The following is a 21,818-nucleotide window of genomic DNA, read 5'->3' as shown; positions in this document are numbered from 1 at the left end:
CCCGCCCCCGACTTGCGATGAAGCTCTCCGGCAGGACGTCGCAACCGGCCGCCGGTCCGCACGATCCGGCCGGCACCGCACGGAGGCGCTCATGACCCTGCTACGACCGGACGACCTCGACGCCGACGAGGTGGCGTACCGGATCTTCCAGGTCACCCGGGACCGGACCCCCTGGCGGATCGAGGACGTGCTCCAGGAGGGACAGTTCAGCAACGACCCGGAACGCGCCGAGCGCGCCTGGCGGGTGGCCTCCGCCGGCTACTACGCCGAACAGGCCGGGCTGGTGGCCGCCGCGACGCTCGCCGTCGAGACCGAGGACGCGCCGCTGCGGTTCAGTCTGGCCCTCGCCACCGCCGACGAGGCCCGGCACGCCGACGCCTTCTACCGGTACGCCAAGCTGGTCGGCGGTGAGCCGGCCGACGCCCAGGAGACGATGCAGCCCCTCGACGACGGGCTGACCAGCCTGCCGTACATGGGTCGGGCGCTGGTGCACACCATGCTGGAAGGGCTGGCGGCCGACGAGTTCATCCTGCTCGGCGAGGTCTTCGCCGGCGACCCGCTGGGACGGCTGTACCACCACGTCCGCCGCGACGAGATCCGACACATCGCGATCGGCCTGAACTTCCTGGCCCGGGAGACCCGCACCCCCCGGGGACGCGAGGAGTGGGCGGAACACGCCCAGGAGTGGCACGACATCGGCATCGGACTGACCGGCCTGAACGAGGTCGCGGTCGCCCTGGCCACCCACACCGGCCGGGAGCCCGCGAGCGTTCAGGCCTGGTTCCACCGGCGGCACCGGGCCCGGCTCGCCGCCGCCGGCATCCACATCGATTTCCAGGAAGGGAGGTGATCCGAATGAAGATCACCGTCGTCAAGGTGAAGGCGTCGACCCACGGCGTCTCCCAGCACTGCGTTCTCGCGCGGCGGGACGGGGCCCGTCCGGCCCCCACCGCCCGCTGATGTTGCTGTCGTCCCAGGGAGAGGAGGTGATTCCGATGAAGATCACTGTCGTCAAGGTGAAGGCGCCGACCCACGGCGTCTGCAAGTACCTGGTGCCGCTGAACCGGCCCCAGACCCAGAAGTGACCGAGTGGCCCGGGTGGAAGCCGGCCCACCCGGGCCCACCCGGACCGGCCCGAGAAAGGAGACGATGACGTGTCCGTTTGCCTCGTCGCGATGCCGTGGCAGTCCCTGGAGTCACCCTCGCTGCCGCTCGGCCTGCTCCGCGCCGCGGTGACCCGGGCCGGCCTGCCCACCCCGGAGACGTACCACGCGAACCTCCGCTGGGCGGAGTTCCTGATGACCCGCACCGGCGAGGAGCTGGGCCCCCGGGAGTACACGGCGGTCGCCGAGGAGGGCCTCTTCGACGGGCTGGGCGACTGGGTCTTCACCGGCGCCCTGCACGACGATCCCGACTTCGGGGTGGAGACGCTGCGGGCGTACGCGGCGGAACGGGGCCTGGACGTCGGACCGGTGAGCCGGATGCGGGAGCACGCCGACGACTTCGTCGAGCTGGTGACCGACGAGGTGCTGGCGCGACACCCCCGGGTGGTCGGTTTCAGCACCACCTTCATGCAGAACGTGCCGAGCCTGGCCGTGGCGCAGCGGATCAAGGCCCGCCGACCGGACGTGACGATCATCTTCGGCGGCGGCAACTGCGACGGGCCGATGGGCGTGGCGCTGCACCGCAACTACCCCTTCGTCGACCTCGTGCTGCGGGGCGAGGGAGAGAAGACGTTTCCGGCGCTGCTGCGCGTCCTCGCCGACGGCGCCACGCCGGACACCCTGCGCACCGTGCCCGGACTGTGCTGGCGCGACGACGCCGGGGTGGCGCACCAGAACCCGCAAGCGTCGCCGCTGCCGATGGCGCAGGTGCCCGTCCCCGACTTCGACGACTGGTTCACCCGGATGGAGGTCTCCCCGGTCAACGCCCACATCGAGCCGAAGCTCGTGCTGGAGACCGCCCGGGGCTGCTGGTGGGGTGAGAAGCACCACTGCACCTTCTGCGGACTCAACGGCACGCTGATGGCCTTCCGGGCCAAGGACCCGGATGCGGTGATCCAGGAGATCGGCGAGCTGACCCGCCGGCACCACACCCTCGACCTGATCATGGTCGACAACATCATCGCGAACAGCTTCTTCACCACCGTGCTGCCCCGGCTGACCGAACTCGACTGGGACCTGCGGCTGCACTACGAGGTGAAGTCCAACCTGAAGCCGGCCGAGATCGAGACCTTCCGGGCCGCCCGGGTCAGTCACGTCCAGCCCGGTATCGAGAGCCTGGTGTCTCCGGTCCTCAAGATCATGGACAAGGGCGTGGCCGGGACACGCAACGTCCGCACCCTGCGCGACTGCGAGTCCGCCGGCCTTACCGTCACCTGGAACTGGCTCTACGGCTTCCCGGAGGAGCGCGTCGAGGACTACGAGCCGGTGCTGCGCCAGATCCCGGCGCTGATGCACCTGCAACCGCCGGCCGGGGCGTCCCGGATCCTGCTGGAGCGGTTCAGCCCCTACTTCGAGAATCCCGCGCTGGGCTTCCCGAACCGACGCACCGCGCAGGCGTACCGGCACGTGTACGCCCTGCCCGAGGCGGACGTGCACGACATGGTCTACCTCTTCGACACCGACCCGGCCGGCATCTCCGAGGGCGAGGCGAAGCGCCTGCGGGACCTGCTGGACGCGTGGAACGCCGGATATCCGGACAGCACGCTGGTCCGGATCGAGGAACCGGACGCGACTGTCTTCGAGGACCGCCGGGTGGGGTGGCCGGTCACCGACCACCGGGTCACCGACCCGCTGCACCGGGCGGTGTACCGGGCGGCCGAGCCCGGCCGGACCCTGCCCGCGCTGCACCGGGAGGTCACCACCGCCGGCTTCGCCGTCGACCAGGCGGAGGTGCGCGAGATCCTGTCCGGATTCGCCGCGCAGGGCCTGGTCTTCGTCGAGAACGGACAGTGGATCGGCCTCGCCACCAACGCCATTCCGATCAAGGTGGGATGACCATGCCGACGACGAACCCGCCCGACACCGACGCGGTCACGGCCCTGGACCTCCCGCCGATCACGCCGGAGCTCACCTACCGCACGGTGGACGCGGACACCGTGCTCCACTTCGGCCGCTCCCCGGCCGAGGACCTGGAGCTGCTGCGCTACCTGCGCGACGTCACCAGCCACGCGGTACGGCTGCGCTGGCGGCTCGCCGGCCTGCCGTGCTTCCCGCTGCACACCCACGTGCACCTGGTGGCCCCCTCCGGCGGGGTGGACGCGGACAGCGCCGCCCACGCCACGGCGTGGACCGCCGGATACCGGTACGGCAGTTTCTTCTACCGGCGCGGTCCCGGCTTCGTCTCGATCAAGGACGTCCGGCCGGAGAGCGAGGACGCCCGGCTCACCATCGACGAGGGCGCCGACCACTTCCTCGCCATGGCCGAGGCGCGCACCCTGGCCGAGCTGGCCCCGGACGCCCAGGACCTGGTCGACACCGTTGCCGAGGCGGGGCTGCTGCTCCGGGCCGGGCAACGGCTGTTGGTCCTGCCCTACCGGCTGCGCCACTGGCCGGTGCCGTACCTGGCCATCTGACCGCCCGCCGCGTCCCGCCGACCCGCGTCCGGCACCTGACGGACCGGGCGTGACGGCGTTGACCCGGATGCCACGCGAACCGGAAGGAGCAGCCCGGTGCGTCCCACCGACCAGACGCCCGACTATCCGTTCCTCGACTACGCCGAGCTGGGCCTCAGTCCCCAGCTCGACGCGGCGCGGCGCGGCGGCACGCTGATCCGGGTCCGGCTGCCGTACGCCGGCGAGGCGTGGCTGGCCACCGGCTACCGCGACGTCCGCAAGGTGATGACGGACCCCCGGTTCAGCCGGGCGGCGGCGATGGCGCCGGACGTGCCCCGGCAGACCCCGGACCCGCCCTTCGTCAGCACCATCATGGACGTCGACCGGCCGGAACACGGACGGCTGCGCCGGCTGGTGGCGGTGGCGTTCACCGAACGGCGCATCGACGGGCTACGGCCGTACGTGCGCGAGGTGGCCCACGGACTGATCGACGACATGCTCCGGCAGGGGCCGCCGACGGACCTGACGCAGGCCCTCGCGCTGCCGCTGCCGATGACCGTGATCTGTCGGACGCTGGGTGTGCCGCTCGCCGACCAGACCGAGTTCCGCCGGTGGACCGAGTCCCTGCTCGCGCTGCGGAAGATCACGGCGGAGGAGTTCCGGGCGGTGGTCGACGCGCTGGAGGCCTACCTGCGGGACCTCATCCGGCAGCGCCGTGAGCAGCCGACCGACGATCTGCTCAGCGCCCTGGTCTCGGCCCGCGACGATGGCAGTCGCCTGACGGAGCAGGAGTTGCTCGCCTTCGGGGTGACCCTGCTGGCCGCCGGGTTCGAGACCACCGCCAGCCACATCGCCAGCTCGACGTACCTGCTGCTGACCCGTCCCGGGCTCTGGGAGGACCTGGTCACCGAGCCGGACCGGATGGCCACCACGGTCGAGGAGCTACTGCGGTTCGTGCCCCTCAACGGCGGCACCGGGCTGTCCCGGGTAGCGCTCGAGGACGTCGAGTTCGACGGGGTGACCGTCCGCGCGGGCGAGGCGGTCTTCGTCTCCACCATCTCGGGCAACCGGGACGAGGAGGCGTTCCCGGAGGCCGACACCTTCCGGCTGGACCGGGACCCAGAACCCCACCTGGCCTTCGGTTGGGGACCGCACCGCTGCCTGGGCGCCCGACTCGCCACGATGGAGCTACACGAGGCGCTGGCCGCCCTGCGGGAACGGGTGCCGACCCTCAGGTTGGCCGTGCCGCCCGGTAGCGTGTCCTGGAAGGCCGGCACCGTCCTGCGTGGACCCCGCGAGCTGCCGGTCACCTGGTGACCGGGTCCACCACCTCGGGAGGTCCGGTGTGCCCCGTGTCAACGGCCCCCTCCCCCGACCGGTCCGCGCTTCGTCCGCTGGTGGTGGCGCAGCTCATCAGCCTCACCGGCACCCACGTCACCGCGCTGGCGCTACCCACCCTGGCCGTGCTGCTGCTGGACGCCGGGCCGGTCGCGGCGGCACTGATCTTCGCCCTGGAGTACGGCGCCCGGGGGTTCACCGCACCGCTGGTCGGCGTCCTCATCGACAACGTCCGCTCACCCCGCCGACTGCTGATCGCCAACGACCTGCTGCACGCGCTCGTGGTCGCCTCGGTGCCGGCGATGTACCTGCTCGACGTGCTCAGCCTGCCGTACCTGGTGGTGGTCGCGGCGTGCTCCGGCATCCTGGCCGGGGTCACCGACATCTCGATCAACGCGGTGCTGCCCCGGCTCGTGCCGGCGGACCGGCTGGTCGGCGCGAACGCCGCCCTCGCCGGGGCCCGGGCGACCGGCCAGATCGCCGGGCCGGCCATCGGCGGACTGCTCGTGCAGGCGCTCGGTGCGGCGCTGGCCATCGCCGTCGACACGGTCAGCTATCTCGTCTCGGCCGTCGCCTTCAGCCGGCTACGCGGGGCAGGTCGCCAGGCCCCGAACGGCCAGCGGTCACCGCCCCGGTGCCCCGCCGGGAGGCGCTGCGCCGGTCGGCGAGGGACCTGCGGGCCTCGTTGCGGGAGGGTCTGGGCACCTTCCGGGAGGTCCCGCTGCTGGGCCGGCTCGCCCTCGCCACCGCCGCGCTGAACATCGGCGGGGCCGGCCTCGGCGCCCTGTACACCCTGTACGCGTACCGGACGCTGGAGCTGAGTCCGTTCGAGGTCGGGGCCTTGTGGGGGGTGAACAGCGCGGCGGCGCTGACCGCCGTGGCCACCGCCCGTCGGGTGGTCGGCCGGCTCGGCCTGCACCGGTCGATCGCCCTGTTCGCTCCGGTCGCGGCCGGCTCGCTGCTGCTCATCCCGGCCGCGTCGCTGGCCGCCCCGCTGCTGCTCTTCGTCGTCTACGAGTTGATCTTCGGGTACTGCGCCACGGTCTGGTCGGTGGCGTCGGCCACCCTCCAGCAGCGGCTGGTGCCGACCGAGCGGCTCGGACGGGTCATCGCGTTCAGCCGGACGGTGTCCATCCTGGCCGTACCGGTGGGGGCGCTGGTCGGTGGCGTGACCGCCGGCCTCTGGGGGCTGCCGGGAACCCTCACCGGCTTCGCCCTGCTCGCCCTCGCCGGCACGGCCACGGTCACCGGCCGGATCCGGCACCGGACCGACACGGACGACCCCGCCGCCAGCCCGGCCGGGGAGCCGGCGGGCGACCGGGCCTGATCGACTCCGTACCGCCGAAACGGGGGCCTCCGGTTTTCTGGACAGCCCCACTTCGCCGAAACGGAGTCGATCATGGTGGCCCGGGCCGTCACCGGTACGCGTCAGTTGTCGACCTTGTGGGCGCGCAGCGCGGCCCGGAGGCGGTCGACCAGTTCCGCGCACTCGGCGCGGGACAGCGTCAACGGCGGCATCAGCGGCAGGAACCCCGCCGCGTAGCTGGTCAGCAGGCCGTGGTCGCGGCAGGTCAGCCGGAACCGGTTCACCTCCCGGACCGACCAGGGGGAGCCGTCGTCGTGGACGAGTCCCAGCGCGAGCATCATCCCCTCACCGTCGACCGAACCCGCCCCCGGCTCGCCGGCCAGGCCGGTGAGCAGTTCGACCAGGTGCCGGCCGGTCTCCCGGACCTCCGCCAGGAACCCGTCGGCGCTGAGCACGTCCAGGACGGCGAGCCCGGCGGCCATCCCGAGCGGGTGCCCGTCGGTGGTGGAGCCGTTCGGGAAGCCCAGCCGCAGGGGCGGGTCGGCGAGCGCGTCGAAGATCGGCGTGGCCACCACGAGCGCGGCCAGCGGGAAGTACCCGGCGCTCAGTCCCTTGCCGAGCACCACCATGTCGGGGGCGACCGGCAGACGTTCGCTCACCGTCATGGTCCCGGTCCGGCCGGCGCCGGTGGTCACCTCGTCCACGATGACGTGGATGTCCCGCGCCCGGCACTCGGTGACCAACGACTCCAGGAACGGCAAAGAGACCGCGCCGATGGCGCTGCCGAGCACCGGCTCCACCAGGACGGCGGTGACCTGCTCCACGCCGATCTCCTCGACCAGCGCGAGGACCTCCGGCAGCGTCGGCGCCGTGACGTGGCGGACGTACCCGTCCAGCGGGGCGGACCACTCGTGCAGGATCGGCTCACCGGTCAACGCGGTGGCCAGCGGACCGGTGCCGTGGTAGCCGTTGTGCACGGCGATGACGTGCCGCCGGTCGGGCTGCCCGGTCATCCGACGGTGGAAGCGGGAGAGCATCGCCGCGGCCTCGGTCATCTGACTGCCGGTGTTGCCGAACCGGACGTGCCGCAGCGGCGCCGGCATCAGGGCGGCCAGGCGGGCGGCGTACTCGACGGCCACCACCGGGGGATGCTCGTACCGCATCACGGTGCCCGAGGGGAGCGTGTCCAGTTGCCGGCGCATCGCCTCCTTCACCGGGTCGCAGGAATGGCCCAGCGTCAGGTTCCACATGGACGAACGGGCGTCCAGGTAGCGACGCCCGGCCGCGTCGGTGACGTGGTTGCCCGATCCCGACACCAGGAACTGGCCCGGGTCCGCGTCCCGGAAGAAGTCCGTCATCGGCGACAGGCCGTGCCACACCGCGTAGTCCGCGGGAAATTCCGAAGTCATCTGATTCCCTCCCAGTTGGTGCCGCCCCCGGTGGGGCGCCGTACGGTCGACGCCGGTCAGTGCGAGCCGGCGACGGGCGTCCGCCCGGCCTCCGGGTACCGCCGCCGGACGAGGGCGAGGGCCGCCTCCGTCACGTCGTCGACCGTGGGCAGCAGGGGCGCCAGCAGCACCGGGCTCGCGGGCGCGGGCACCGGCGCGCCGCACACGAACGCCAGGCGGTCCGGCTCGACCGCCCCCACCTGGACCAGGTGCAGGCCGAGGTCACACAGGAGGGAGGACGCGCGCGGCTCCTCGTCCACCAGCACCACCGGACCGGTCACCAGCTCGGCGGTGCCGTCGCGGTCCAACGGGGCGGCGGTACGCAGGTCGACCACCTGGCAGCGCAGTCCGTGGTCGGCGAGCCGGCGGGCGGCGCGCAGGCAGAGGGCCACGGTGTTGCCGATGCCCACCAGGGTCAGGTCCCGGCCGGCCAGGGCCCGGCCGGCCACCCCGAACGGCAGCGGGGCCGGGGTGGCCTCCGGTTCGGGCAGGTCCGCCCAGTCCGGCGTGTAGAGCCGGGGCGACTCGAGCACCACCACCGGGTCGGGATGCCGCAGCGCGGTGGCGAGCAGCCCGGCCGCCGCGTTCGGTGAACTCGGCACAGCGACCACCAGGCCGGGGATCTGGCTGAGCATCGAGTGGGCGCTGTGCTCGTGCTGGGCGCCGAGGTGCTCGTCGCCCCGGGTCAGCCCCCGGATCACCAGCGGCACGGAGAACTGCCCGTCGGACATGTACCGCCACTTGGTGGCCTGGTTGACCAGGGGGTCGAAGGCGGTGAAGAGGAAGGCGACCCGGGCGATGCTCACCAGGACCCGTCGCCCGACCAGCGCCATGCCGACGGCCATCCCGACCATCGCGTTCTCCGCGATCGGCAGCCGGACCATCCGGTCGGCCCCGAACAGCTCGATCAGGTCAGGCTGTTGGTAGGTGCAGAACATGTGCAGGTCGGGCTGCTCGGTCAGCGCCGCCCGTACGGCCGAGCCCACCGGATGCCGCCGGGTCACCGGGTCACCGCCACCGGCTCGGTGGTGACGTTGCCGCCGGCCGTGGCCGGGTCCGGCAGTGGGGCAGCCAGGGCGGCGGTGAAGACCTCGTCGATCTCCTGGACCGTCTCGGCGTACCGCGCGGTTCGCCAGTCGTCGCCCAGGCCGGCTCGGGCGGCGGCGATGTCGAGCGGGTCGTGTGCCCGCCAGTAGGCGACCTCGTCCGCCGGCCGGTACTCGGCGGGCCGGGCCCCGCCAACCTGCGCGTGGTAGTGACGCAGGTAGGTGTGGGCCACCAGCACCTGGGGACGGCGGTCACGTCGGCACCGGGCCAGCAGCTCCCCGGCGGCCCGGTGGACCGCCTCGACGTCGTTGCCGTCGACCTCGAGGTGGTCGATGCCGAGTCCCGCCACGAGTTCCGTCGTGGTCCGATGCCGGACCAGTTCGCTGCGGGTCTGGTCCTGCCAGCCGTTGTCCTCGCAGACCAGGACGAGGGGCAGGCCGAGGGTGGCCGCGATGGTGAGGGTCTCGAAGCTGACGCCGGTGCCGAGCGCGCCGTCGCCGCAGAAGACGACGGTGGCCCGCCCCTCGGCGGTGGTCTTCTCCGCCAGGGCCACGCCGGCGGCGATGGAAAGCTGGCTGCCGACGATCGAACTGGCGCCGAGGAAGTGCCGGTTCCGGTCGGCCAGGTGCATGGAGCCGCCCTTGCCCCCGCAGAGGCCGCCGGAGCGGCCGAGGATCTCCCGGACGATCCCGTCGAGGGGAAGGCCGGCCGCCACGGCGTGCCCGTGGCAGCGGTAGAAGCTGACCACCCACTCGTCCGGCCGGCGGGCCGCGAGCACACCGACCGCGACCGCCTCCTGGCCGGTGTACGGGTGCACGAACCCCACGACCTCGCCCCGGTTGGCGGACTCGATGATCCGCTCCTCGAGGACCCGGATCCGCAGCATCGTCCGATACGCCGCTGTCATCAACAGCTTCCTTCCGTGGATACTCCGGCGTTCAGGCCGGGGAGGAAACGGAACTCCTGCGGGGCAGGACAGGGACAGTCGGTCCGCCGCCAGGGTGGACCGGCGTTCGCCCGCGTGTCACCGTGAGCGCCACCGCTTACTTCGCTAGCGTGTGGACGGTGGGCAGGGTGGTGAAGCGGGCGTACAAGTTCCGCTTCTACCCGACCCCTGAGCAGGCCGGTCTGCTGAACCGGACGTTCGGGTGTGTCCGTAAGGTCTACAATCTGGCCTTGGCCGCTCGTATCGAGGCGTGGCAGCAGCGGCAGGAGCGGGTCAGCTACAGCGATACCTCGGCGATGTTGACCGCGTGGAAGAAGACCGAGGAGTTGGCGTTCCTCAACGAGGTGTCCAGCGTGCCGTTGCAGCAGACGCTGCGGCACCTGCAGGCCGGGTTCGTCGCATTCTGGGACAAGCGTGCCCACTACCCGCGGTTCAAGTCCAAGCGCCGGTCCCGGGCGTCGGCGGAGTTCACCTCCAGGGCGTTCCGCTACCGCGACGGTCGGCTGACCTTGGCGAAGCTCGCCGAGCCGTTGGACATCGTCTGGTCCAGGCCGCTCCCTGATGGTGTATCCCCATCCACGGTGACGGTGTCCCGTGACAGCGCGGGCCGCTGGTTCGTGTCCCTGCTGTGCGAGGACACCATCACCCTCGCACCCGCCACGACTGTGGCGGTTGGTGTCGACGCCGGCCTGGACTCGTTGCTGACCCTGTCGACCGGGGAGAAGATCCCCAACCCGCGGCACGAACGCGCCGACCGCGCCCACCTCGCCAAGGCTCAGCGGGCGCTGGCTCGTAAAGAGAAGGGCTCGGCAAACCGCGCCAAGGCCCGAGTGAAGGTCGCCCGGATCTACGCCCGCATCGCCGACCGGCGGCGTGACCACCTGCACAAGCTGACCACTCGACTCGTGCGCGACAACCAAACGCTCGTGATCGAGGACCTGGCCGTCCGCAACATGGTCAAGAATCACTCGCTCGCCAGGGCCATCTCCGACGCGGCCTGGCGGCAGTTCCGCGACCTGCTGACGTACAAGTGCGCCTGGTACGGCCGGGACCTGGTCGTGATCGACCGCTGGTACCCATCCTCCAAGACCTGCTCCGCGTGCGGAGTTGTCGCGGAGACCATGCCGTTGAGCGTGCGGACGTGGACGTGCCGGTGCGGCACCACCCACGACCGCGACGTGAACGCGGCCCGCAACATCCTGGCCGCCGGGCTGGCGGTGACAGCCTGTGGAGCAGGTGTAAGACCTCAACGGGACACTCCCGAACGGGGCAGTCGGCGACGAAGCAGGAAACCCTCGGGGTGACCCAGGGAATCCCCGCCCTTTAGGGCGGGAGGATGTCAACTGCACAACGTCCCCCCGCCTTTTTGCCGGACCGTCGGGTTTTCCCTGCGTGGTGGAGCATCCTCGGCGTTGATCTGCAATCCTGCCACGGCAGTGACACATGTCAATAGAGACGAGCGGCCGGCCCCGCCCGGCGACGGGTGGATCGTCACGAGACTGTCATGGATCCGCGCGGTGGCCGCCAAGCGCCGGCGGCAGGCTGGAAGCCCAGCGGCGCCACCGGCGTGGGTGGCGACAGCGCGGGGACCGTCACCCGGCACGCCACCGGCAGAACCGTCACCCGGACGGGCCGACGGCCTCCGCTCCACGGCCGGGAACGCCGGTCAGCCGGCAACCCGTCGGTACCCCGACCCCCGACCCGGAGGAGAAGCAGGTTGACCGTCGTGCCCGAGGACCGGTTGATGACCCTGATCTGCGACAGCTGTGGCGAGTCCGCCACCGGACTTGCCTGCGTGCTGCCCGACGCCGAGGTCGTCTGGACGCTGGTGACCGACCTCGGCTGGAGCGGCTCACCCTTCGCCTCCGGGCCGCACCGCTGCCCGCACTGCAGCCTGCTGCCTGAAGGGGACGAGCGGGCGGCCTGCGACGCCCACGGGCCGGGCGGTGTCCTGGGCATCGACCACGTCGAGGACGTCACGGTCGTCACGTCGACCGGTGACGTCGACCTGGACACCGGCGACACCCTCCGCGCCGCTCTGCGTCACGCCGCCGACATGGGCGGCGACGTGGTGGTGGACCTCAGCCGGGTGCACCTGATCGACTCCGCCGGCCTGGGCCTGCTGGTCCGGGCACAGCGGGAGGCCCGCGAGCGGCAGGCCACGCTCTGTCTCGCCGCTCCGTCGGCGTTCGTCCGCGCCGTCCTGCGGACCATGCGACTGGACACCGTCATCCCGACCTTCGCCAGCCGGGAGGAGGCCGTGGCGCACTTGGCCGGCAGCAGACCGGCCGCCCCCACCGGGCGGACAGCGGCACCGTGCGGGCAGCCCTGACCCCGTCCCCGCCGACACCACGTCCACCCCACCCGGCAAGGAGTCGCCGTGATCCCGCCCTGGCCGCCACCCGACGAGAACCCCGGCCCGTTCGAGTCGTCCCCGACGCCGCCGACCGACGACGAGATCCGGATCGCCGCCGGGGTGGCCCGACGGCTTGACGGCAACCAGCTCACCCGCCGCCAGCGGATCACCGTCGAGGTGCAGAACCGGGTGGTGATCCTCGACGGCACCGTGGACACCCCCGACGTCCGGCTCACCGCCGGGGAACTGGCCTGGGGCATGCCCGGCGTGGCCGACGTGTGCAACGCCCTCCGGGTCGCCAACCGGCAGCGACCACGGCGCTGACCGGGCCACCGTGCTGAGCGGGCCACGACGCTCACCGGACCACGGCGTCGACCGGCCCCGGGAAGGTCAGCCGTCGGCGGGCGTCTGGTCACCACCGCGTCGGCGGCGCAGCAGCACGACGGTCAGGGCCGTCCCGACCAGGAGCAGGCCGCCACCCGCCGCGCCCGGCCACCGGGAGCCACCCGACCCCGCCGTGTGGGGGACGGCGACCACGGTCGCGGCGGTGGCCGGGACGCCGGTCGGCGTGCTGCCGGGCATCGGCTCGCCCGGTTCGACCAGCCGGCCGACAGTGGCGTCCCGGGGCAGCGAGAAACCCCAGTCGAGCAGCGCGGCCCCCTGCTGCCAGCCGCGCAGCGGCCAGGACTCGGCGCCGAGCAGCGTCACGACCAGCCGGCGACCGTCCCGCTCGGCCGCGCCGACGTAGGTGTGCCGGGCCAGGTCGGTGAAGCCGGTCTTGCCGCCGAGCGCCCCGGGGTACTGGCCCACCAGCGAGTTCTCGTTCTTGATCGGGAAACCCCGCGCGCGACTCCCCTGCGCCGGGACCTGGGCGAGGTCGGTGAGCGCGTACCGCCGGAACGCCGGATCGGCGAAGCAGGCCCGGGCGATCAGCGCCAGGTCGTACGCGCTGGTGAACTGACCGGGACCGTCCAGGCCGGACGGGGTCACCGCGTGGGTCTGGTACGCCCCGAGCCGACGGGCCTGCTCGTTCATCGCCCGGACCCCGCCGGCCGCGCCCTCGGCGCCACCGCCCAGCCGGGCGAGCACGTTGGCGGCGTCGTTACCGGACACGAGCAGCAGCCCGAGCCAGAGCAACTCCACCGAGTACCGGCCGTCCTCGACCAACCCGACGGCGGAGCTACCCGGCTCGAAGTCCATGTCGGCGTCCGTCACGGTGACCATCTGACGCGGGTCGAGGGCGGGCAGCATCGTGGCCGCGAGCAGCAGCTTCTGCACGCTGGCCGGGGTGCCCGGTTCGTGCGGGCCGCACCCACCGAGCACCGCACCGGTGTCCAGGTCCGCCACCAGCCAGGAGGTGGCGGTCAGCGCCGGTGGCGCCGGCGTCCCGGGCGGTACGACCAGCCCGGCCGTGGCCAGTGCCGCTCCGCCCACGGCCCGCTCGGCCGGCCCGACCGGTGGCGGTACGGGCCGGGGCGGGCTGGACACCCCCGGAGCGGGCGGTGTCGGACAGGGCACCTCGGCGGCGGACGGCTCCGGGGCGACGGCCCCGACCGGAATTCGCCCGGCGACGTCGCGGACGGCGGCCGTTCGCGCGGGGACCGAGCCGGTGGCCGGCACGGGAACCACCGAGGCGACGCCGAGGGCGAGAGCCCCGGCGACGGCCATCACGCCCCGCCGTACCGACACGGTCACAGCCCCGCACGTTACCGGCGCGGCGCTGGCCGGCGGGCGGTAATCCGCCGGCTGCCCCGCAACCGGGTCGCCGGGGACCGGCGCGCCTGTCGATCACCTCCCGCGGCCCGGTCGTGGGAGGCGGCGACCTCGACGGACGCGCCGGTCGATGGTTAAGTTGGCCCCGCTCATGGGCGCGGACGAAAGGAGCGGACGATGCGCGGTGACCTTTCCCGTCGGGCGGCCGAGGAACGGGACGTCGCCGACCCCCTGGCCGGGCTGCGCGACCGCTTCGTGATCGCCGACCCGGAGTTGATCTACCTCGACGGCAACTCGCTGGGCCGGCTGCCGGCGGCGACGCCGGACGCACTGGCGAGGCTGGTCCGGCAGGACTGGGGTACGGAGCTGGTCCGCTCCTGGTCGACCTGGATCGACTGGGGCCGGCGGCTCGGGGACCGGCTGGCCGCGCACGTGCTCGGCGCGCGCCCCGGTGAGGTGGTGGTCTCCGACTCCACCTCGGTCAACCTCTACAAGCTGGCCGCCGCCGCGCTGGACGCCAATCCCGGCCGGCGCACCATCCTGGTCGACGCGGAGGAGTTCCCCACCGACCGGTACCTGCTCCAGGGGCTCGCCGCCCAGCGGGGGCTCACCGTGCGGACCCTCGCCTCGGATCTGGACGAGGGGCTCACCCCGACCGACGTGCGACAGGCCCTGGACGACCAGGTGGCGCTGGTGGTGCTCTCGGCGGTCGCGTACCGCTCGGGCACCCTGCTCGACCTGGCCGCGGTGAACGCGGCGGCCCGCGAGGTCGGGGCGTACGTGTTGTGGGACCTGTCGCACGCCGCCGGGTCGGTGCCGGTGGAGCTGACCGCCTCCGGCGCGGACCTCGCCGTCGGCTGCACCTACAAGTACCTCAACGGCGGGCCGGGCGCCCCGGCCTTCCTCTACGTCCGACAGGAGTTGCAGGCCCGGCTGCGTCAGCCGATCTGGGGTTGGTTCGGCCAACGCGACCAGTTCCGGATGGGACCGGAGTACGACCCCGCCCCGGACATCGACCGGTTCCTGGTCGGCACCCCGCCGATCCTGTCGCTGGCCGCCCTCGACCCGGCGCTGGACGTGCTCGCCGAGGCCGGCATCGACCGGCTGCGCGCCAAGGGCGTCGGCCTCGGCGAGCTGATGGTCGACCTCGCGGACGCCTGGCTCACCCCGCTCGGTTTCACGCTGGCCTCGCCGCGCGACCCGCACCGTCGGGGCAGCCACATCTGCCTGGCCCACCCGGACGCGCTGCGGATCTCCCGTGCCCTGATCAGCGAGGCCAGGGTGGTGGGCGACTTCCGGGTGCCCGACCGCCTGCGGCTCGGCCCCGCTCCCCTGTACACCCGCTACGTCGATGTCTGGGACGGCCTGGCGCGGCTGCGCGACCTGGTGGCGCGCGGCGTCCACGAACAGCTTCCAGTGGAGACCCTGCGGGTCACCTGACCTGCGCGGACACCCTCGCCACCCGAGCCGCCCCGGCGTTCGCGCCGGGCGGCTCGGTCTGTCTCCACGCCGTTCGACGGGCGGTTTCTGGATGCCCGCACGGCTGCGGGCTGACTTTTGTCATGAGTACCCGTGCGCAGCGCATTCGCCGTCGTGACTAAGCGCACTGGAGCCGACACTGTCCCGTCCACGAGACTCGATGCATCGCCGGGAACGAGGACCGGCCCGGGACATGGAAGGAGGTCAGACGGTGGACGAGCGTTACGACAGCTTCTGCGTGACGGACCGGTTGTTCTACGACTCCCTCGGCAATGCCACCGACGGGCACACCTTCGTCACCGGGCGTCCCGCCCCGGCCGGCTGGGCGACCGACGAGACCAGCGACTGGATGAACTACGCCCCGGAGGGCGGCTCGCTGCCCCAGCAGGGCTGGAAGATCCACGTCTCGGCCGGTGTCGACAACGCCGAGCGTGTGCTCGACGCGGTCTGGTCGTACTGCGTACCGCGCGGTCTGGCGTTCAAGTTCCTCCGCAGCCCGCGCATCGTGCTGCTGCGCAACTCCAAGTACGCCCACCGCGCCGGGAGCGGCAAGTTCGTCACCATCTACCCGCGCGACGAGGCGGAACTGGAACTGACCTGCAAGGAGCTGGACGAGCTGCTCGTCGGCGAGGCCGGCCCGTACATCCTCAGCGACCTGCGCTACGCCGCCGGGCCGGTGTACGTCCGCTACGGCGGCTTCGCCGCCCGCTACTGCGTCACCCCGGACGGGCAGACCGTGCCGGCGATCGCCGACGACAGCGGCACGCTGGTGCCGGACCGGCGCGATCCGGTCTTCCACGTGCCGTCCTGGGTGACCCTGCCCGACTTCCTCGCCCCGCACCTGGCGGCCCGGAACGCGACCAGCACGAACGAGGTGCCGTACCGGATCGAGAAGGTCATCCACTTCTCCAACGGTGGCGGCATCTACGTGGGGCGGGACACCCGCGACGACGCAGAGGTGGTGCTGAAGGAGGCCCGTCCCCTGGCCGGCCTGGACTCCGACGGCGTCGACGCGGTCACCCGGTTGGAGCGGGAGGCGGCGATGCTGCGCCGGCTCGCCGACCTGCCGCAGGTGCCCCGGCTGCACGACGAGTTCACCCTCGGTGACCATCGGTTCCTGGCGCTGGAGTTCATCGAGGGACGCTCGCTGAACAACGTGCTGGCCAACCGGCACCCGATGGTCGTCGCCGAGGTCACCGAGGAGGACCTGGCCGCGTACACCCGGTGGGCGCGGGACGTCTACACCCAGGTCGAGACGGCGGTGCGGGCCATCCACGACCGGGGCGTGGTCTACGGGGACCTGCACATGTCCAACATCATGGTGCGGCCGGACGACCGGATCACGCTGGTCGACTTCGAGGTCGCCGTTGCTGGGGACGACAACCACCGGCCGGGCCTGCGTAACCAGGGCTTCGCCGCGCCCCGCCACATCCGGGGCCAGGCCGCCGACCGGTACGCCCTGGCCTGCCTCCGCCTGGCGCTGTTCCTCCCGTTGACCCAACTGATCCGGCTCTCCCCGGCGAAGGCCGCGCACCTGGCCGACGTCATCGCGGAGAACTTCCCGGTCCCCCGGTCCTTCCTCGACCCGGCGGTCGCCGAGATCACCGCCGCTACGGAGAACGGCGGGTCCGCCACGACGGGTGGATCCGGTACGGGCTCCGCACCGACCGCCCTGTCAGGGCCGGACTTCGCCGCCGACGACTGGCCGACCGTCCGGGACAGCCTCGCCAGGGCGATCCTCGCCAGCGCCACCCCCGACCGTGACGACCGGCTCTTCCCGGGTGACATCGAGCAGTTCCGCAGCGGCGGGCTCAACCTCGCCCACGGCGCGGCCGGGGTGCTGTACGCCCTGGCACAGACCGGGGCGGACCGCCGGCCGGAACACGAGGAGTGGCTTGTCCGACGGGCGACGAACCCGCTCCCGGGGACCCGGCTGGGCTTCTACGACGGGCTACACGGGGTCGCGTACGCGCTGGAGCGGCTGGACCGCCGGCAGGACGCGCTGGACGTGATCGAGATCTGTCTCCGGGAGTCCTGGGACCGGCTGGACCACAGCCTGCTCAGCGGTCTGTCGGGAGTGGCGCTCAACCTGGCCGACCTGGCCGGACGCACCGGGGAGTCGGCGCTGCGCGACGCCGCGTGGCGGGCCGCCGAACGGGTGGTCGACCGGCTCGCCGACGACCCCGGGCCGGACATCAGCGGGGGTTCACACCCGTACGCCGGGTTGCTGCGCGGCCGGAGCGGACCGGCGCTGATGCTGGTGCGCCTGTACGAGCTGACCGGGGACGCGACGCTGCTGGAGCACGCCGCCACGGCACTGCGTCAGGACCTGCGTCGGTGCGTGGTGCGCCCGAACGGCGCTCTCGAGGTCAACGAGGGCTGGCGGACCATGCCCTACCTCGGGCAGGGCGGCGTCGGTGTGGGACTGGCCCTCGACCAGTACCTCGCCCACCGCCCCGACGACGGGTTCGCCCGGGCGAGCGCTGCGGCCTACCAGGCGGCCCGATCCCCGATGTACGCCCAGACCGGCCTCTTCGCCGGCCGGGCCGGGATCATCGCCTACCTCGCGGCCACCGTCCGGACGCCCGAGCAGCGGTCGGACCTCGACGCGCAGCTTCGGCGGCTGGCGTGGCACGCGATGCCGTACGGCGGCGGGACGGCCTTCCCCGGCGAGAAGCTGCTGCGGCTCTCGATGGACCTCGGCACCGGCACCGCCGGTGTGCTCTTCGCACTGGGCGCGGCGCGGCACCACGAACCGCTGACGCTGCCCTTCCTCGCGCCGCTGGCCGGCGCACCCGAACTCCCCCACCACGGGGCGAGCCTGACGACCGACACCACGGGAGGAGGTGATTTGACATGACGCTTCTGGACCTGCAGGCCCTGGAGACGGGCGGCGGCGGCCACGGCGGCGCCAGCGGGCTGAGCCTGCTCCTCTGCGAGGGCAGCTCGCTGTCGGTCACGTCCTGCGACTGATCGACTCACCAAGCGAGCCCCGGGCGGGTAGACGTACCCGCCCGGGGCGCACGCGTGTCTGGAGGACGAATGGGGACGCGGTCACCCGGGGACCAACTGGTCCGCCGGTCGGTGCGGCACGGCGGCGGGTGGACGATCACCCTGGCCGGGGTCGCCCTGCTCGGCGCGGCCGCCGAACTGCTCCTGCCCGCTGCCCTCGGGTTCGCGGTGGACGCCGCCCTCGGCGACGGGTCCCGCTGGTGGCCGCTGCTCGCCGGCGCGCTGGTGGCGCTGCTGATCGTCGCCGACACGCTCGGCGACCTGGCCACCGGGTACGGCGCGGCCCGGGCCACCGGCCGACTCCGCGACCACCTGCTGCGCCACCTGTTCCGCCTGGACGTCCGGCAGGCTCGTCGGCACCCGGTGGGTGACCTGGTCACCCGGTTGGTCGGTCAGGCCGCCGACGCCGGGCAGGCCGGCAACGCGGTGGTCCTCGGCGCGGTGGCGGTGATCCCCCCGCTGGGCAGCGTGGTCGCGCTCACCCTGCTGGCGCCGGTGCTCGGCCTGACCCTGCTCGCCGGGCTGCTCCTGCTGGCCGTGCTGCTGCGCGCCTTCGTCACCGACGCCTCCACGGTGACCACCGCCTACCAGCGAATCCTCGGCACGATCGCCGGCCGGCTGCTCGAGTCGCTGGGCGGGGCGCGCACCGTCGCCGCCGCCGCCACCGTCGACCGGGAACGGGAACGGATCCTCGAACCGCTGCCCGAACTCGGCGCACACGGCCGGCGCGGCTGGGAGCTGCTGGCCCGCGCGGGCGCCCGGACCGCCGCCGTGGCACCGCTACTGACCCTGGCCGTGATCGCCGTCGGCGGGTACGGGCTGACCGCCGGCTGGCTCACGACCGGCGAACTGGTCGCCGCGGTGCGGTACGCGGCCCTCGGCGCGGGACTCGGCGCGGCGGTGGCCGCCCTCAACCGACTGGTCCGGGTCCGCGCCGGCGCACGCCGCCTCGCCGAACCGCTGGACCTGCCGGCCGCCCCGGCCGGTGACCGGCCCCTGCCCGAGGGGCGGGGCGAGTTGACGTTGCGCGGCGTCACCGTCCACACCGACGATGGGCAGCCGATCCTCGCCGGGGTCGACCTGACCGTGCCGGCCGGTGGCACGGTCGCCGTGGTCGGCGTATCCGGATCGGGCAAGTCCACCCTCGCGGCGGTGGCCGGCCGGCTGTACGACCCGGACGCCGGTGAGGTGCTGCTCGACGGGGTGCCGCTGCACCGGCTCGACCCGGCGGCGCTGCGCCGCGCGGTGGGGTACGCCTTCGAGCGGCCGGTCCTGGTCGGCGCGACCGTGCACGAGGCGGTCGGGCTGGCGCTGCCCGCCGCTGCGGCGGCCCCGTCACCGGACGCCCTGGCCACTCCCCCGGTGCTCGCGGCGACCCGCGCGGCGGCGGTGGACGACTGTGTAAGCCGCCTCCCGGAGGGCTTCCGCACCCCGCTGGACCGGGCGCCGCTCTCCGGCGGCGAGGCGCAACGGCTGGGACTGGCCCGCGCGTTGGCCGCCGAACGGCTGCTCGTCCTCGACGACGCGACGTCCAGCCTGGACACCGCCACCGAGCACCGGGTTTCCCGGGCGGTCGCCGGACGGGCCGGTGAGCGTACCCGGCTGGTGGTCACCCACCGGACGGCGACGGCGGCGGCGGCCGACCTGGTGGCCTGGCTCGACGGTGGGCGGTTGCGGGCGCTCGCCCCGCACCGTCACCTCTGGTCGGACCCGGCCTACCGGGCGGTCTTCCAGGCCGGGGACGGCGCGCCGTGACCGGCTCTCCCACCGAGGACGGGCCGGACCAACGGCCCGCCGGGGTGCTCGCGGAGACCGGCCGGACGCTGCGCGCCCGGCGGCGGGAACTCGGCCGGCTCGCCGGTTGGTCGACCGCCGAGGCGCTGCCGGCCCTGCTCTCCGGTTACCTGGTCGCCCGCGCGGTGGACCAGGGTTTCCTGGCCAACCGGTTCGGCACCGGCCTGGCCTGGCTCGGTGCCCTGGCGCTGGCGGTGCTGGTGGGCGCGGCGGCCACCGGCGGGGTGTACCGGGCGCTCGGAGCGGTGGTCGAGCCGTTCCGCGACGAGTTGGCCGACCGGGTGGTGCGGGGCGCGCTGCGCGCGGCGACCACCAGCGGCACCGGGCCGGGGAGCGCGGCGGTGGCCCGCCTGACCCAGCAGGTGGAGGTGGTCCGGGATTCCTTCGGCGGGTTGCTGATGGTGGTGCGCGGCTTCCTCTTCGCCGCTGTCTCGGCGTTGCTCGGGCTGGTCGCGTTGGCCCCGCTGGTCGCGGCTCTGGTCGCCGCGCCGCTGTTGGCCGGGCTGGCGGTGTTCGTCGCCGGACTGCCGGCGATGGTCGTCCACCAGCGCCGGTACGTGCGGACCGGCGAGGCGCTCGGCGAGGCGGCGGGGACCGCGTTGGCCGGTCACCGGGACGTGCTCGCCTGCGGCGCGCAGGACCGGGTCGTCGCCGGGGTCGCGACGCGGATCGCCGCGCAGGCCGACGCCGAGCGGACGGTCGCCCGGATGACCGCGCTGCGCAGCCTCAGTATCGGCCTGGGTGGCTGGACGCCGCTGGCGGTGCTGGTGCTCGCCGCGCCGTGGCTGGTGGCGCGGGGGGTGACCGCCGGGGCGGTGCTCGGCGCGCTGGTCTACGTCTCGACCGGGCTGCAACCGGCCCTGCGCGCCCTGGTGCAGGGGGTGGGCGGTGGTGGGCTGCGGTACGTGGTGACGTTGGAGCGGATCCTGCGGACCAGCCCGCCGGACGCTCGGGTCCCACGCCCGGCACCAGCCGACGCGGGGCCGCGAGCCGCCTCCGCCAGCCACCCGGCGCTGCGGGTTCGCCGACTGACCTTCCGGTACGGCCCACGCGCCCGGCCCGTGCTCACGGACTTCTCGCTGACCCTCGCCCCCGGCGAGCACCTCGCGGTGGTGGGGCCGAGCGGGGCGGGCAAGTCCACCCTGGCCGCCCTGGTGTCCGGGCTGGTCCGACCGGAGTCCGGCGCGGTGGAGATCTCCGGTACGCCGGTCGGCGCGGTCACCGCCGGTCGGCTCGCCGGGCTGCGGGTGCTGGTGCCGCAGGAGGCGTACGTGTTCAGCGGCACCCTCGCGGCCAATCTGCGCTACCTGCGCCCCGACGCGGACGACGCGGCCCTCATGGCGGCGCTCGAGGCGTTGGGGGGCCGGACACTGGCGGACCGGCTGGGTGGGCTGTCCGCGACGGTGGTGCCGACGGCCCTCTCCGCCGGGGAACGGCAGATGATCGCGGCGGTACGGGCCTGGCTGGCGCCCGCCCCGCTGGCCATCCTGGACGAGGCGACCTGCCACCTGGATCCGGCCACCGAGACGGTGGTGGAACGGGCCTTCGCCCACCGGGCCGGCACGTTGATCGTGATCGCGCACCGGATAACGTCCGCGCTACGGGCCGATCGGGTGCTGGTCCTGGACGGCGGCCCGCCGGTGCTCGGCGACCACCGGGAGGTGCTCGCCCGCTCCGCCACCTACCGGGAACTGGTCGGCTACTGGGACGGGGCGCCCGCGTCCCCGCCGGCCGGCTCACCGGCCCGGACCGGGCCGGCCTGAGACGACACCCGGCCTCACCCGCACCGACCGGGCGGACCGGAGAGCGCAGCGCCCAGGTCA

18 protein-coding genes are annotated in these 21,818 nt (G+C 73.5%); 14 read left to right on the top strand and 4 right to left on the bottom strand.

All coding sequences use genetic code 11. The annotated features are described in order from the left end of the window. Window positions 1–91: 91 nt before the first annotated feature. The 6 genes from GA0074692_RS08195 to GA0074692_RS08170 all read left to right on the top strand — a co-directional run bounded on the left by GA0074692_RS08195 (window position 92) and on the right by GA0074692_RS08170 (window position 6,221). A complete protein-coding gene (locus GA0074692_RS08195; protein WP_091641202.1) occupies window positions 92–850 on the top strand; it encodes a ferritin-like domain-containing protein in 759 nt (252 codons plus the stop codon). Window positions 851–1,154: 304 nt separating this feature from the next. Then, window positions 1,155–2,999, top strand: coding sequence for a RiPP maturation radical SAM C-methyltransferase (locus GA0074692_RS08190; protein WP_091641197.1), 1,845 nt, complete (start codon window positions 1,155–1,157; stop codon window positions 2,997–2,999). Window positions 3,000–3,001: 2 nt separating this feature from the next. Continuing rightward, window positions 3,002–3,577, top strand: a complete 576-nt coding sequence (locus tag GA0074692_RS08185; protein ID WP_091641194.1) for a DUF5825 family protein — start codon at window positions 3,002–3,004, stop codon at window positions 3,575–3,577. Window positions 3,578–3,673: 96 nt separating this feature from the next. After that, window positions 3,674–4,873, top strand: a complete 1,200-nt coding sequence (locus GA0074692_RS08180) for a cytochrome P450 (protein ID WP_091641191.1) — start codon at window positions 3,674–3,676, stop codon at window positions 4,871–4,873. 35 nt (window positions 4,874–4,908) lie between these two features. Then, window positions 4,909–5,652: an MFS transporter gene (locus GA0074692_RS08175; RefSeq protein ID WP_141725197.1), complete on the top strand. Its 744-nt coding sequence runs from the start codon at window positions 4,909–4,911 to the stop codon at window positions 5,650–5,652. Further along, the gene (locus GA0074692_RS08170; RefSeq protein WP_091641181.1) at window positions 5,580–6,221 is read left to right on the top strand and encodes an MFS transporter; all 642 of its coding nucleotides are present in this window, start codon (window positions 5,580–5,582) and stop codon (window positions 6,219–6,221) included. Before GA0074692_RS08175 ends, GA0074692_RS08170 begins: the two co-directional genes overlap by 73 nt. A 101-nt stretch (window positions 6,222–6,322) precedes the next feature. On the opposite strand, the gene GA0074692_RS08165 is transcribed toward GA0074692_RS08170, so the two are convergent. Genes GA0074692_RS08165 through GA0074692_RS08155 form a run of 3 tightly spaced genes read right to left on the bottom strand, consistent with a single transcriptional unit; the run spans window position 6,323 to window position 9,602 of the window. Next, window positions 6,323–7,609, bottom strand: coding sequence for an aminotransferase family protein (locus GA0074692_RS08165; protein WP_091641177.1), 1,287 nt, complete (start codon window positions 7,607–7,609; stop codon window positions 6,323–6,325). Window positions 7,610–7,665: 56 nt separating this feature from the next. Then, window positions 7,666–8,652: a transketolase C-terminal domain-containing protein gene (locus GA0074692_RS36430; protein ID WP_091641174.1), complete on the bottom strand. Its 987-nt coding sequence runs from the start codon at window positions 8,650–8,652 to the stop codon at window positions 7,666–7,668. After that, window positions 8,649–9,602 (bottom strand): thiamine pyrophosphate-dependent dehydrogenase E1 component subunit alpha, encoded by a 954-nt coding sequence (locus tag GA0074692_RS08155; protein ID WP_091641171.1) that lies wholly within the window; start codon window positions 9,600–9,602, stop codon window positions 8,649–8,651. Before GA0074692_RS08155 ends, GA0074692_RS36430 begins: the two co-directional genes overlap by 4 nt. A 158-nt stretch (window positions 9,603–9,760) precedes the next feature. On the opposite strand from GA0074692_RS08155, the gene GA0074692_RS08150 reads away from it, so the two are divergent. From GA0074692_RS08150 to GA0074692_RS08140, 3 genes are all read left to right on the top strand, one after another. Beyond that, window positions 9,761–10,945: an RNA-guided endonuclease InsQ/TnpB family protein gene (locus GA0074692_RS08150; protein WP_218106594.1), complete on the top strand. Its 1,185-nt coding sequence runs from the start codon at window positions 9,761–9,763 to the stop codon at window positions 10,943–10,945. Between the two features lie 413 nt (window positions 10,946–11,358). Beyond that, window positions 11,359–11,973 (top strand): STAS domain-containing protein, encoded by a 615-nt coding sequence (locus tag GA0074692_RS08145; protein WP_091641167.1) that lies wholly within the window; start codon window positions 11,359–11,361, stop codon window positions 11,971–11,973. Between the two features lie 48 nt (window positions 11,974–12,021). After that, window positions 12,022–12,321 (top strand): BON domain-containing protein, encoded by a 300-nt coding sequence (locus GA0074692_RS08140; RefSeq protein WP_091641164.1) that lies wholly within the window; start codon window positions 12,022–12,024, stop codon window positions 12,319–12,321. Window positions 12,322–12,387: 66 nt separating this feature from the next. Here GA0074692_RS08140 and GA0074692_RS08135 read toward each other — a convergent pair whose 3' ends face one another. Continuing rightward, complete coding sequence (locus GA0074692_RS08135; protein WP_091652942.1) at window positions 12,388–13,665, bottom strand: D-alanyl-D-alanine carboxypeptidase family protein; 1,278 nt, start codon at window positions 13,663–13,665, stop codon at window positions 12,388–12,390. A gap of 222 nt (window positions 13,666–13,887) precedes the next feature. Here GA0074692_RS08135 and kynU point away from each other — a divergent pair, with 222 nt between their 5' ends. The 5 genes from kynU to GA0074692_RS08110 all read left to right on the top strand — a co-directional run bounded on the left by kynU (window position 13,888) and on the right by GA0074692_RS08110 (window position 21,758). After that, on the top strand, window positions 13,888–15,150 hold the full coding sequence (gene kynU, locus GA0074692_RS08130) for a kynureninase (protein WP_091641161.1): 1,263 nt from the start codon (window positions 13,888–13,890) through the stop codon (window positions 15,148–15,150). A gap of 250 nt (window positions 15,151–15,400) precedes the next feature. Next, window positions 15,401–18,049, top strand: a complete 2,649-nt coding sequence (gene lanKC, locus GA0074692_RS08125) for a class III lanthionine synthetase LanKC (RefSeq protein ID WP_091641157.1) — start codon at window positions 15,401–15,403, stop codon at window positions 18,047–18,049. After that, window positions 18,046–18,162: a SapB/AmfS family lanthipeptide gene (locus GA0074692_RS08120; RefSeq protein ID WP_091641152.1), complete on the top strand. Its 117-nt coding sequence runs from the start codon at window positions 18,046–18,048 to the stop codon at window positions 18,160–18,162. The genes lanKC and GA0074692_RS08120 overlap by 4 nt, the downstream gene beginning before the upstream one ends. A 69-nt stretch (window positions 18,163–18,231) precedes the next feature. Then, the gene (locus tag GA0074692_RS08115; RefSeq protein WP_091641149.1) at window positions 18,232–19,956 is read left to right on the top strand and encodes an ATP-binding cassette domain-containing protein; all 1,725 of its coding nucleotides are present in this window, start codon (window positions 18,232–18,234) and stop codon (window positions 19,954–19,956) included. Then, entirely contained in the window at window positions 19,953–21,758 is a 1,806-nt protein-coding gene (locus GA0074692_RS08110) for an ATP-binding cassette domain-containing protein (RefSeq protein WP_218106593.1), read from the top strand. Before GA0074692_RS08115 ends, GA0074692_RS08110 begins: the two co-directional genes overlap by 4 nt. The last annotated feature ends 60 nt before the right edge of the window (window positions 21,759–21,818 follow it).

Origin of the sequence: Micromonospora pallida (assembly GCF_900090325.1) — a bacterium.
Taxonomy (GTDB): Bacteria; Actinomycetota; Actinomycetes; order Mycobacteriales; family Micromonosporaceae; genus Micromonospora; species Micromonospora pallida.
Note: the sequence above shows the minus strand (reverse complement) of the source record. Positions and strands in the feature narration are given on the sequence as shown.

Excerpts from the sequence above, each read along its gene's own strand:
- GA0074692_RS08195 (WP_091641202.1), top strand. The coding sequence starts at position 92 with ATGACCCTGCTACGACCGGACGACCTCGACGCCGACGAGGTGGCGTAC.
- GA0074692_RS08185 (WP_091641194.1), top strand. The coding sequence starts at position 3,002 with ATGCCGACGACGAACCCGCCCGACACCGACGCGGTCACGGCCCTGGAC.
- GA0074692_RS08165 (WP_091641177.1), bottom strand. The coding sequence starts at position 7,609 with ATGACTTCGGAATTTCCCGCGGACTACGCGGTGTGGCACGGCCTGTCG.
- GA0074692_RS08155 (WP_091641171.1), bottom strand. The coding sequence starts at position 9,602 with ATGACAGCGGCGTATCGGACGATGCTGCGGATCCGGGTCCTCGAGGAG.
- GA0074692_RS08135 (WP_091652942.1), bottom strand. The coding sequence starts at position 13,665 with ATGGCCGTCGCCGGGGCTCTCGCCCTCGGCGTCGCCTCGGTGGTTCCC.
- kynU (WP_091641161.1), top strand. The coding sequence starts at position 13,888 with ATGCGCGGTGACCTTTCCCGTCGGGCGGCCGAGGAACGGGACGTCGCC.
- GA0074692_RS08120 (WP_091641152.1), top strand. The coding sequence starts at position 18,046 with ATGACGCTTCTGGACCTGCAGGCCCTGGAGACGGGCGGCGGCGGCCAC.
- GA0074692_RS08115 (WP_091641149.1), top strand. The coding sequence starts at position 18,232 with ATGGGGACGCGGTCACCCGGGGACCAACTGGTCCGCCGGTCGGTGCGG.